The sequence below is a fragment of the Pseudoalteromonas rubra genome (assembly GCF_004212645.1).
In the GTDB taxonomy this organism is placed as follows: domain Bacteria; phylum Pseudomonadota; class Gammaproteobacteria; order Enterobacterales; family Alteromonadaceae; genus Pseudoalteromonas; species Pseudoalteromonas rubra_G.
The window spans coordinates 52,885-65,005 of record NZ_PPUZ01000031.1 but is presented as its reverse complement, the minus strand read 5'-3'; the positions used below and the strand labels follow the sequence as shown (position 1 = coordinate 65,005).

Here is a 12,121-nt window from a genome sequence, read left to right as displayed (position 1 = left end):
AACTCCAAAAATACGGCTTTAGCCATTGATCCTGCCACAGCTTGCGTTACAGTGGAACTAGTCCGGATGATTTGTGCCAAACGGACTGATTTACAAGCCGTTTAAAGGAAATTGCACCTCTAAGCAGATTAACAGGAGCAGATAATGAAAAACGATATCGACAGTCGCCAGATCCTCGCCGTTTATGAGTATATTCAGCAACACGGTGAAGCCGATGAAAATGGCAAATTATTTGAAGGGATCCGAGCCTACTCTGATCCGGACGGTTACACTATCTACCTGGAAGGCAGCGCCTTGTTACTCAGGTTTGGTTTTCACAACACCTATCACCTGGATTACCAACACGAAAAGAACAAAGAGGACTTTATTAACAAGCTTAACTTTATCTATCAAATGGCTAATGAGGCTAAAGAGTAACCTGTATTCCTGGGTACAAGTGGGTGTTTTACTCATTTTGTCTCAGATTCTTTCAAAATTAACGCGTAGCTATAAAACAAATGCGCGATTGGTGGTAGAGTAACGGCATTTTTTATAATCGAGAAATTTGCTATGTCGAATGCTGTAGAGACGTCAGCTGATCAATCCAACCAGCAAAAGCAAGGCGGCCTGTTTAACCGCTTTCTAGCAACGGTTGAGTTTCTGGGCAACATGTTGCCCCACCCTATCACCCTGTTTGCCATGTTCTGTATCGCCATTGTCATTTTCAGTGGTATCGCGGACTGGATGGGGCTCAGTGCCATAGATCCGCGCCCGGAAGGTGCAAAAGGCAGAGCGCCAGACGGTGTGATCGAGGTCGTCAGCCTGATGAGCGCAGAAGGTCTGCAGCGTATCGTCACTGGTCTCGTTACTAACTTTACGGGCTTTGCACCACTGGGGACCGTACTGGTTGCGCTATTGGGTGTGAGTGTAGCAGAACACTCAGGCATGCTTTCAGCGGCCATGCGCGGTATGGTTATGGGCGCATCTAAGCGGCTAGTGACCTTTATGGTCGTGTTCGCGGCGATTCTTTCTAACACGGCTTCTGAGCTCGGTTATGTTGTACTGATCCCACTCGCAGCCATGATTTTCCATAGCCTGGGCCGCCACCCGCTTGCAGGTCTTGCCGCAGCCTTTGCCGGGGTATCTGGCGGTTACAGTGCCAACCTGTTACTGGGCACCATAGACCCGCTGCTTGCCGGTATCACGACACCCGCCGCGCAAATGATTGACCCAACCTACCAGGTTGGTCCTGAGGCAAACTGGTACTTCATGATGATCTCTGTATTCCTGATTGCCATTGTAGGTACCTGGGTAACAGAAGCCATTGTTGAGCCTCGCCTTGGCAAATACAACCCGGACGAAGCCAGCGTTGACCTGTCCAGCAACAACATTGAACACCTGACAGACAAAGAAAAGTCTGGCCTAAAGTGGGCTGGTGTTGCTTTGCTTGTGGTATCAGCCTTACTGGCATTAACCATAGTGCCTGAAAACGGCATTCTGCGTCATCCTGAAACAGGCGCCGTCGCCGGCTCTCCTTTCCTGAAAGGCATAGTTGTATTCATCTTCGTGACATTCGCAATTCCTGGTTTCGTCTATGGACGAGTTGTCGGCACTATGCGTAACGATCGTGACGTTATCGACGCCATGAGTAAAAGCATGAGCTCAATGGGTATGTACATAGTGCTGGTGTTCTTTGCAGCTCAGTTCGTAGCCTTCTTTAAGTGGACCAACCTGGGTACCATTTTGGCAATTAACGGTGCGGCGATGTTACAAGCGCTGAACCTGACAGGCCCGGAAGTCTTTGTTCTGTTTATTTTGATGTGTGCGGTTGTGAACCTGAGCCTGGGCTCATCTTCAGCGCAGTGGGCGGTTACCGCGCCTATCTTCGTGCCTATGCTGATGTTGGTCGGCTATGCACCTGAAACCATTCAGGCCGCATATCGAATTGGCGACTCAGTTACTAACCTGATCACACCGATGATGAGTTACTTTGGTTTAATATTGGCGGTGGCCACCAAGTACAAAAAAGACATGGGGATCGGTACTCTGGTCGCGACCATGCTGCCTTACAGTATGTGTTTCTTTATCGGCTGGGTGGCGCTGTTCTATATCTGGGTATTCGGTTTCGGCTTGCCGGTCGGGCCAAACTCCCCGATTTATTATCAGCCCTAGTCAAATTATGCCAGCGCAAGCTGGCATTTTTTTTGGCGAATATGCAAGGTTCCATTTGTTTAATGGTTGATGCTGTCCTACAGTCCTATAGGAATCGCCGAAAAGGAGTTTAAACCTACGACATAAACTATTTAAGGCTAACCATGTATACACTGTTCTACTATCCACGAAACGCGAGTTTAGCGCCTCACTTTGTTCTTGAAGCCCTCAGGGTCCCTTACCAGCTTGAACTGGTCGACAGAAAAAAAAATGTGCAGCGGTCGGCACAATATTTACAGCTCAACCCCACAGGACGGATCCCAACCTTAGTTGATGACGAGTTTGTTCTGTTCGAAAGTGCCGCTATTTGTCTTTACTTATGTGAAAAGCACCCCGAAGGCCATTTAATTCCAGCAGAGCCAAAACAAAAAGCAGAATTTTACCAGTGGCTGATGTATCTGACGACCACAGTTCAGGCAGAGCTGATGATCTACTTTTATCCGGAGCGCCATACGCAAAGTGCACTCATGTATGACGATATTGTCAGAACCCAACAGTCGCGTGTGCAAGATATGCTGACCCTGCTCGACAGACATCTGGCAGATAAAACCTATATGGTTGGTGAGCAGTTCACGGTCTGTGATTGCTATTTATTTATGCTCTGTATCTGGGCCGACGAGCTTGCCAAACCGCCTCTGCAGTTTGAGCATCTGGGACGTTACTTAAGTGGTATTTCAAGGCATCCTGCAATTGAGGCAGTATGTAAAAAAGAAGGGACAGAGTTAGGTATGTATCGCTGAATGTTCAGTCTGGCCTGTCGGGCCAGACTGAAGGATATTATCTACTTCTGTAATTTTAGCTGAGCACCTTTTAGCCTCTGACGAACGTTACTGATTTTAGTGCGGTTTTTGGCGCGCGCTTCACCACTGGCCTGATTACTCGGACGGTTAGTACGCGCCTTACGACGCTGATGAGACGGCTTCTTAGCCAGGTTCTCAATCAGGTTTTCGCGGCTGGCAACCTCATAACCCGGCAGATAATAGCGCTTTATTTTTTGGCCAATTAAAGTTTCGATATGTAGCAAAGTCTGCTCTTCTTCTCGTGCCACAAAAGAAATTGCCTGACCCGAGTTCCCCGCACGGCCGGTACGACCAATACGGTGCACATAGTCCTCAGCAAGATAAGGTAAATCGTAGTTGATTACGCGAGGGAGTCCGTCAATATCAATACCCCGGGCCGCAACCTCAGTGGCAACCAGCACTCTGACCTTGCCCTCTTTAAACTCACGCAATGCCCTGCGACGAGCACCCTGGCTTTTATCACCATGGCAGACTGTTGCACTGATCCCATCAAGCTCCAGCTCTTTGACCAGCTGATCAGCATCATCTTTCATATTGACGAAAACCAGGACCTGCAACCAGTTTTTCTTGCCGATCAGCTCAGACAGCAGCTCCTGCTTACGCTTTTGTTCAACCGGATAAACAACGTGTCGTACGGTTTCTGCGGTGGTGTTTTCTTTCGCGGCCTGAACTAATTTAGGCTCACGCAGTACTTGCTTGGCAAATTGTTTAACTGCCGTTGGGAAAGTCGCAGAAAATAACAGTAACTGTCTGTCTTCGCTGACCATGTCGATAACCTTTTGCATATCTGCAATAAAGCCCATATCCAGCATACGATCTGCTTCATCCAGCACCAGGTACTTTACCTGTGCCAGGCTGACAGAACCCAAACGGATCAAATCTAACAATCGACCTGGTGTGGCAACCAGAATATCAACGCCCTGAGCAAGACGCTGTGTCTGCCCTTCAACGTTCACACCACCGTACACAGCCTGCACGGTCAGTGGAGTATACTGGCAAAACGCCTCACAGTTGTTGGCTATTTGCTCTGCAAGTTCTCTGGTTGGCGCAAGGATCAGCGCGCGCGGCGACTTCAGTGATTCTCCCTCCAGCAAACGGTGGATCACAGGCAGCGCAAACGCCGCTGTTTTTCCGGTTCCGGTTTGCGCAGTTGCTAACACGTCATGGCCGCGCCTGACGACGGGGATAGCTGCCTGCTGTATCGGTGTCAGGGTATGGAAATTTAATTCATCTAGCGCCTGTAGTAAGGCATCGGGAAAACTGAAAGACTTAAAATTCATTGCAAAAACCTGCGACCAATAATGAAGGGCCGCAGATTATACGCTATTTAATTGCCCGGTGTCACCTGCATGTGGTTAATATAGCTTAACATCGGCAGGATTAATCACATCGGCAACACCACCAACCACTGTGTCAGCATTAAGCTGATTGATCAATTCAACCCCCGTTCTTTGCTGGGATTCACACAGTGGTACGTATGGCAAACGAAACACAGGTAACGCAGCACCTGTCATGGCCAGTGCCGTGTTGATTGCAATCGGGTTGGGTTCGCAAAACAACCAATTCATCAACGGCTGCAATTGTGCGTTTAACGACTCATTTGGGCTATCCATCAATGCACGAAACAACTGTGGAACCAGATTTGAAGTGACCGAAATAACACCGTGAGACTGATGAATGTGGCGGCTGTCATGGGCCTGGTCGTCATTACCCGACCAACAGGCAACGCCTTTTTGCTCATAATAGGCTATGCGCTCGTGCCCGGCACACTCTTTCATACCGACAAAATTAGTATGCCCCGCTAAAGGTTCGATGATTTCCGGGGTCAGATCCTGGCCTGTCCGCCCAGGTACGTTGTAAATAAACGCAGGGCCGATTTCCAGCACGCGTGCAAAATGCTCAGCCAGACCAGCCTTGGAAGTGCGGCCGTAGTATGGATTGATCTGCAGTGCCGCATCCATACCAGACGCAAAGCCATATTCCGTCGCCTTAACCGCTTCACGCGTATTATTACTGCCAGTGTTGCCGACGATCACCAACTTGTCGGAAAACCGGTTAACACTGTGAGCAATCAGCATCAGGTGCTCTTCCCAGTTCATTAACTGGCCTTCACCTGTCGTGCCACCGACGACAATCCCATCAACGCCGGCCTCAATTTGTGCTTCAACAAGCGCGTCAAAACCGGCAAGGTCAATATTGCCGTGTAAATCATAAGGAGTTTTGATAGCCGTAATTAAACTGGCTTTTTTTATCGTTTCTATGTTGCGCATACAAATTTCGTTTGATTCGTTATTTGGCGCTAAGTTTTAACACAAATGAAAGTCAGATCCGAGGGGCAATTGGAAAATTTATAAAACAGCTTGCCTAAATACGCTGATTCGGCCAGAATAAGAATACTGTATATATAACCAGTTGTTTTATTTATGCGTCTGACACACCACCTCAGTACACACTTTTTCAGCGCTGACGAGCTCTGTAGCGCACTTGGCGTTGCGCCCGATCAACTTATGCATTGGCAGGAGATGTGTATTTTCCCTAACGCCAGTTATAGCCTGGAAAACCAGATCAAGTGCAGCTCTTACCTGGGCCTCTATGAATGCGTTGAGCATACAGATTACTACCCAAGAGGTGCTGAGCTATGGGGTCAGTTACTCCTGAAGCATCAGGTTGAGCAATCATCCCATGCTTACGAGTTGTTTCAGCAAAAGTACGTGCAAGTGCTCAGTAAATGTGCGCAGCAGGGCCTGATAAGCCAGGACAGCCGCTTTAATGAAGACTTACCTGAGCATATACAACAAAGCTGGCAACAATTCCTGTGCAGTAAATATGGTGTAATTAGTCAAAATGGGCTAATAGAAGAAATTGTGTATATAGACTTGGGCCGTGCGCTGGTAGACACATTGACCGAAGACCGCACTGCCAGCTATATCCCGGCGCAGCACCGAGCTGAGTTACTTAGCGCACTTAAACTGTTAAATCGTGCGCTCAGCCACCACATGGAGCACGAAAAACCCATGTCCATGCGTTACAAGTACATCGAGAGCCTGATAACTAAATACGACTTGTCTATTCGCTAAATACGGTTGTGCAGAGAGGTCTGAAAACCTCTCTGTATCGGCTGTTATAATTTAATGGGCCTGCTCGTAGTGGGCTCTGAAGATTTCAAACGCCTTCAATACTCTGAGCTGGTCCTGACACAAAGCATCGTACCAGGCATCAAACTGGCTATCATCGTCTTGCTCACTCAAAGCAAGATACTGTGCTAGTAGCTCGATAATATCGCCATGCGTGCAGCTCAGATTATCCAAATGTTTTAATTGTTCTGAATGATCTTTATTTTGTAATTCAGCGATGACGCTATTATCCAATTGTTGTGTTTTGTCCATCATGACGAATTCCTGTTTCTCAATCCATAGCTAGTTATATCAGCCTAGTTCGGAATATCCAGTGCTTTGTATGCCGTTCGCTCAATCTATCAACAATTTGTTATAAAAAGTAACCTTTAGTGCAGAAATTAACGCAAGTTCTCTTAATTTTTTGCAAAGCACAGACATAAAAAAAGCGAGTCAGTTTTCACCAACTCGCCTTCTGTTTAATCGGCTCTTGCCTATTTACGTCTTCTGCGAAGCAATGCTAGCGGTAAGCTCAGCAATGCCAGCCAAGAGAATGAACCTGCATCACCGTCATCATCATCATCGTCATCACCACGAAGGTCTTTAATCTTTACATTAACCGTTGTGTGCTCAGACAAATGACCTAAGCTATCTTCCGCCTGAACACCCAGTACTGCGAGTTCCTGAAATTCAAAATCCAGCTCTCTGGCAACTATGATGTTACCCTCAGCATCGATAGTGAAGGAATTATCACCGTACACGTGGAACGCAACCACAGGTGATGTCTCTGCATCCGGATCGCTGAACGCCAGCTGACCGATGGTGGTACCTACAGGAGTATTTTCGAATACCTCAAATCTTTGCTGTTGCTCGATAACCGGTGTACGGTCAGTAAGGTCAACAATGTCAACTACAAAACTAATTGATGTTTCAAGTTCACCATCAGAGGCTGTCAACCTTACATCGCCGCTAAACAACTCTGATGCCTGCCCAGAGAAAACACCGTCTTCGAATGTAAATCCAGGGACTTGTGTCTCCATAGACAATGTAACCGGATCACCTTCGATATCTGTGACCTTATCTTTGAAATCAAGAGTAAATTTCTGACCCAAAGTTAAGTAAATGTCTTCTATCCCCTGGAAAACCGGTGCATCGTTTACAGCTTCGACAGTCAGGTCCACGGGCACCTCTTCAGCGACATCTGAACCTGCTGTTTTACCCGCAACTTTGAAGTGATCTTCGCCGTTGAAATCTACATTTGGCATGTAAACGACTTTAGCAACGTTATCTCCTTCAACGACAGCACCCAAGTCGAGTGCTTCACCGTCTAGCATTAATGCACCAGACTCAGGCTGCTCTGTGATCTCTACCATTGTAAACGTCGCTCCTGTGAAGCGGCTTACCAAAGCAGGGGCAACATTTAACTCTGTATCCTCTTGCGTGCTCAGCTCGGCATCACCAAAACTCGCCAAGGCCACTTTATAGGCGCTGCGTCCGTGAGTGAAAGCGAAGACTTCATTATTGTGGAATGCAACTTTAGCAATATTGGTGTTAGCCAGGCCAGAACCGTCAGCGAACCAGTTTTCACCACCGTCAGTAGAAATGAATACGCCTAAATCGGTACCGATAATGACGCGCTGAGCGTTGTTTGGATCAACCGCAACCGAGGTCGCAGGTACATTTGGAATATCTTTATCGATAGGCATCCAGCTCTTACCGCCGTCTGTGGTTTTCCAAACATGTGCCTGATCAAATGTCGAAACTGTCGCGTAAGCGATTTGCGCATCAGTTGGGTCAAATGCGATGGCGCTGATTGTAGCACGTTCGTCTTCAGCACCAATTTTGAAGCTATGCCAAGGTTGCTCTGCATCCGCTTCACCAGCCGCGTAATTAATGTAAATATAACCCTCGCGTGTACCGGCCGCTACAATGTTTTCATCCTGCGGAGCAATACCGATTGCATACACTGAGCTATCTAATACAGGGCTGCCTGCTACCCAGTTTTCGGCTTGATCAGTTGTACGCCAAAGCTGATTACCGCCTATCCACAGAACTTGTGGGTTAGATGGTGCCATTTCGAAACGAGTAATGAACGGGAAGCCATCCCCTGTAATACCATTGAAAGCATCAGCAAATGTCACACCACCGTCTGTCGATTTCTGTAACGACAGGCCGGTATACTCAGAGAACATAACGTCTGGGTTAGTTGGATCAACCGCTGTCCAGCCGCCGTCACCCCCAGTGATTTCACGCCATTCATTAAATCCGCCATCTTCACCCAGCAAAGTACCATTGTCCTGAGTACCGCCAAAGTAAGCGGTGCCATCTGGCATAACAGTACCATGGTAGAATTGCGTTACCGCATAACCATTGTTAAGCGTTTGCCAGTTTATCTTGCCTGCAGGATCATCGCTGGCACCACATACCTGTTCAAGGTCTAGGCGTTCACCCATCGCATTGTCAGTTCGTTGAATACCACCGTCGTTACCAACAAACATCGTTGTGTTATTCACACCATCATACGCAGGGTGGAAAACGATAGTGTGTTGGTCAGCGTGAGCATACAGCTCATGGTCCATATCAAACCACCAAATACTGGTTGGTACGAACGTTTTACCACCGTCATCTGAGCGGAACGTATCAATACCACCCGTCCAGACTACGTCAGGATTCACGGGGTCAACAGCAATAATGTTGTCATACCAGCCCTGGTTATAAAACTGAGGTTCAGGACCATAACCACATTGAGGGAATAAACCATATACCGTGTTACTCAGTAGCAGTCGGCTAAATTCATCTGCTGAGTCACGGGTAACTGTCGCAGTCCAGGTCAAACCCATATCTTCCGATTTATAGACGGCTTCCATACCATGATCATCGATGTTAGCCAGCAAGGCGTACATGACGTTGTTGTCAGACGGTGCCACAGCGATGGTAGAGCGACCCTGTTTTGGAGCTACCAATACCGAATCCCAGTTATCACCGCCGTCTGCACTGCGGTGGATGCCGCCCGTATCAAACGAGCCACACGCAGTAACCAATACATCTTTATCACCATCGTCAACCAGAGTCAGATCGGTACACCCAACAGAAGCCCCTTTTGCAACAAACACGGTCTCCCAGCTTGCACCATTGTCTTTTGAGCGCTGTACACCGCCGCGCGTTGCAGCATAAAGGATAGCGGGATCGTTTTTGCTAAATACAATCTTGTTTGTATAGTGGAATAGCTCATTGCCTGCGGTTGCCTCAAGCTGCTCCCAGGTTGCGCCGCCATCTGTTGATTTAAAAATACCATCTCCGCGCATGGCGTCCGCGTTAAAGAAACCCTCACCCGTTCCGGCATAGATGGTATTCGGGTCATTCGGCGCAAATGTCAACGTGGTAACCGCCAGGTTAGTCGCCAAATCGCTCATTGGCTGCCATGATTTACCTGCATCGGTGGTTTTCCACACGCCACCGGCAACGCCCGCGGCGTACATAGTGTCATGCTCTGTTGGGTGGATTATCAATGCTCTTGTTCGGCCACCGATATTGCCAGGTCCCAGCTCTTTCCACTGGCCCAGCTCACGGTTGATGCCATCAACAGAGTTCATACGCGGTGTGTAATCAAAAACGATTTTGCTATCAGCCAATGAGTAGTGCTGCATCGTTTTAATGTGTGCCAATGCTTTAGAGTATTTCTCTGTCGGCAGTGTTTCCACGCCTTTGGGTAGACGTTGTGCAATATAAAACTCTTGCGCTTCTTTAGGCTTATCATAACGCTTTGGTGAATTGGCTTTTTTCTCGGCCTTGGCAGCCAGGTAATCTGCCTTTTGCTCATACATGTTAGGTTGCGCATTGTGATACGCCAGATAGCTGGCACCGCCAAGCGCTACTGCAACAGCGAGGCTCACAGGATGTAAGAGTTTCATATTTATCCCTTCTTAGAGTAGTTATAATTTTAATTGAATGTAAGGAAATAGCGTCTCAAGAACTATTTACCGATTTAAAAACGTCAACAAAGTTAAGCACAAATGCAAGAAGTTACAAACAATGTCATTTCACCGCATTTCCCTTAACCCCATTATCAATTAAAGGTACATTTAACTGTAACAATAACAGAAAATCATCAAACATGAATGATTTCTTAACGAGCCAAAGCAGATAATTTAGGGTTAGCAGTACATGATCCAGTTTTTACTTTTATCCACGATCGCGGCGCAAGGCAGCGCCATTGAAACAATTGAAGTCATTGGCGGTAAAAATTTACTTGCCTCAGAGCCATTTACAAACGTTAACATTGAACATATTAGCAAGGACGATTTACACGGTGCGAGCAATACCATTGCAGATTGGGTTGTTCAGGTCCCAGGCGTCTCTCTGAATGGTCAGGGAGGGCTCTATCAGAGCTATAGCATCCGAGGCCTGAGTCGCTGGCGGGTAAGAACTGAAGTCAATGGTATTGTCCTGCTAACTGACCGACGCGCAGGTAACTCGGCCTCATTCATCGACCCAGGTTTGTTGCAACTGGCCAGTGTGCAAAAAGGGCCGGCAGCTATGCTATACGGCTCTGAGGCCATCGGCGGCGTCATAGCGATGAACTCAGTTCAGGGTGAGCAAGATACACTGGAACTGGGTGTCGAAGACACAGGCAATGGGCGACGTATCCTTGCCATCACAGGTGAAGAAAACTACAACCTGGCATTTGCATACCGAAAGAAAGACCGCAGCCATGCCCCCAATGGCGATCGGCTTAACAATGGCTTTGAGCAATTTTCTTCCAGCGTCAGGTACAAACACCAACTGGCAGATGACATTGAACTGAATATGTCGTGGCTCCCTTCAGTTAGTAAAGACGTTGGAAAAAACAGTGTCACTTATCCTGAAAGTCAAATAGCAATGTACCCGGAAGACTTGCACAGCCTGGCACAAGTGTCCGTCAAATCTAAGCAGTGGCTGGTTAATGTTTTTCATCATTACCAAAACTGGGACAGTGACGTGCTGCGCATAGGCAAAAGACAAAACCTGACAGAATATCAATCGCACACGCTTGGCGCAAACCTGTACCACGAATTTAGCTGGAATAAACTGCCAATGCGCGCAGGCCTTGATTGGACAGCCAGGCGCGGCGTTTCTATCACCGATCAGGAAACGAACTTCAAAGTGACTGCCGATCCGGCTTACAATACTTTGCTGGATGGACAACAAGATAACTTTGCAGCGTTTATCAACGGTATCTGGGAGAAGCAAAGCTGGCGAGCAGATTTTGGCGCTCGCTTTGATCACTTCACGGCCAGCAACTTTGGGGTCAGTAAATCCGACAATCACCTCAGTCATAGCCTTGGTTTGACCAGGCAGTGGCAGGCGCACAGCATATCGCTCAACTATGCCAATGCATTCAGATTTCCAACTCTGACAGAGCTGTACTTTAATGGGGTCACGCCGCGAGGCAACACACTAGGCAACCCGCAACTTGACCCGGAAACCAGTCAGGGGCTGGAACTGACCTACCGCATTGACAGCCAACTAGCCAAAACTACCCTGAATGTGTTCCATACGCGCCTGGATGACTACATAGAGCGTGTGAAGCTGGCATCAGGTGACAGAACCTATCTTAATCTCGATCAGGCAAGCATTTCTGGCGCTGAAATATCAACCCAAATTGAGCTAAGCGATGCACTGTCTTATACACTGGGATACACACATCAGAAGGGCAAAAGTGACACAGGTGAATATTTGTCGGATATCGCCCCGCGCAAGTTGAGTATATCTGGTCACTATGCATGGCAGTCATTTGAATTTAAAAGTGCACTCAACTATCAGCTGGCAAAGCATCAGCCGGGCTCAGGTGAAACAGATCTGGACAAAAGCCTTGTGGTAGACCTCAATCTGAACTGGTTTGTGGATGAGCACTGGACGCTGCGTGCGGGCGTGTTAAATCTGTTCAACCGCCTATACAGAACGACTGCAGACGAAGATGCGCCGTTTCATACCGAGCGTACTATCAAATTTGATGTCAGCTGGAGCATCTAACCACTG

The 12,121-nt window shown here is 47.8% G+C and carries 9 protein-coding genes; 5 read left to right on the top strand and 4 right to left on the bottom strand.

All coding sequences use genetic code 11. The features are described from left to right. Nucleotides 1-144: 144 nt before the first annotated feature. The 3 genes from C3B51_RS11095 to C3B51_RS11085 all read left to right on the top strand — a co-directional run bounded on the left by C3B51_RS11095 (nt 145) and on the right by C3B51_RS11085 (nt 2,930). Nucleotides 145-417, top strand: coding sequence for a DUF3081 domain-containing protein (locus tag C3B51_RS11095; protein ID WP_125718221.1), 273 nt, complete (start codon nt 145-147; stop codon nt 415-417). 132 nt (nt 418-549) lie between these two features. Next, complete coding sequence (locus tag C3B51_RS11090) at nt 550-2,151, top strand: AbgT family transporter (RefSeq protein ID WP_125718223.1); 1,602 nt, start codon at nt 550-552, stop codon at nt 2,149-2,151. Nucleotides 2,152-2,294: 143 nt separating this feature from the next. Then, nucleotides 2,295-2,930, top strand: a complete 636-nt coding sequence (locus tag C3B51_RS11085; protein WP_130245081.1) for a glutathione S-transferase family protein — start codon at nt 2,295-2,297, stop codon at nt 2,928-2,930. Nucleotides 2,931-2,971: 41 nt separating this feature from the next. On the opposite strand, the gene C3B51_RS11080 is transcribed toward C3B51_RS11085, so the two are convergent. Next, a complete protein-coding gene (locus C3B51_RS11080; RefSeq protein WP_130245080.1) occupies nt 2,972-4,270 on the bottom strand; it encodes a DEAD/DEAH box helicase in 1,299 nt (432 codons plus the stop codon). A gap of 75 nt (nt 4,271-4,345) precedes the next feature. Beyond that, a complete protein-coding gene (gene dapA / locus C3B51_RS11075) occupies nt 4,346-5,260 on the bottom strand; it encodes a 4-hydroxy-tetrahydrodipicolinate synthase (protein WP_130245079.1) in 915 nt (304 codons plus the stop codon). Between the two features lie 153 nt (nt 5,261-5,413). Between dapA and C3B51_RS11070 the strand changes: the two genes are divergently transcribed. Continuing rightward, the gene (locus C3B51_RS11070; RefSeq protein WP_130245078.1) at nt 5,414-6,067 is read left to right on the top strand and encodes a DUF6058 family natural product biosynthesis protein; all 654 of its coding nucleotides are present in this window, start codon (nt 5,414-5,416) and stop codon (nt 6,065-6,067) included. Between the two features lie 51 nt (nt 6,068-6,118). Here C3B51_RS11070 and C3B51_RS11065 read toward each other — a convergent pair whose 3' ends face one another. Beyond that, on the bottom strand, nt 6,119-6,376 hold the full coding sequence (locus C3B51_RS11065) for a hypothetical protein (protein ID WP_125718392.1): 258 nt from the start codon (nt 6,374-6,376) through the stop codon (nt 6,119-6,121). A gap of 221 nt (nt 6,377-6,597) precedes the next feature. Continuing rightward, complete coding sequence (locus C3B51_RS11060; protein WP_130245077.1) at nt 6,598-10,014, bottom strand: rhombosortase-dependent cadherin domain-containing protein; 3,417 nt, start codon at nt 10,012-10,014, stop codon at nt 6,598-6,600. A 253-nt stretch (nt 10,015-10,267) separates the two neighbouring features. Between C3B51_RS11060 and C3B51_RS11055 the strand changes: the two genes are divergently transcribed. Further along, entirely contained in the window at nt 10,268-12,115 is a 1,848-nt protein-coding gene (locus tag C3B51_RS11055; protein WP_130245076.1) for a TonB-dependent receptor, read from the top strand. Nucleotides 12,116-12,121: the final 6 nt, after the last annotated feature.

Excerpts from the sequence above, each read along its gene's own strand:
- C3B51_RS11095 (WP_125718221.1), top strand. The coding sequence starts at position 145 with ATGAAAAACGATATCGACAGTCGCCAGATCCTCGCCGTTTATGAGTAT.
- C3B51_RS11090 (WP_125718223.1), top strand. The coding sequence starts at position 550 with ATGTCGAATGCTGTAGAGACGTCAGCTGATCAATCCAACCAGCAAAAG.
- C3B51_RS11085 (WP_130245081.1), top strand. The coding sequence starts at position 2,295 with ATGTATACACTGTTCTACTATCCACGAAACGCGAGTTTAGCGCCTCAC.
- C3B51_RS11080 (WP_130245080.1), bottom strand. The coding sequence starts at position 4,270 with ATGAATTTTAAGTCTTTCAGTTTTCCCGATGCCTTACTACAGGCGCTA.
- dapA (WP_130245079.1), bottom strand. The coding sequence starts at position 5,260 with ATGCGCAACATAGAAACGATAAAAAAAGCCAGTTTAATTACGGCTATC.
- C3B51_RS11070 (WP_130245078.1), top strand. The coding sequence starts at position 5,414 with ATGCGTCTGACACACCACCTCAGTACACACTTTTTCAGCGCTGACGAG.
- C3B51_RS11065 (WP_125718392.1), bottom strand. The coding sequence starts at position 6,376 with ATGGACAAAACACAACAATTGGATAATAGCGTCATCGCTGAATTACAA.
- C3B51_RS11060 (WP_130245077.1), bottom strand. The coding sequence starts at position 10,014 with ATGAAACTCTTACATCCTGTGAGCCTCGCTGTTGCAGTAGCGCTTGGC.
- C3B51_RS11055 (WP_130245076.1), top strand. The coding sequence starts at position 10,268 with ATGATCCAGTTTTTACTTTTATCCACGATCGCGGCGCAAGGCAGCGCC.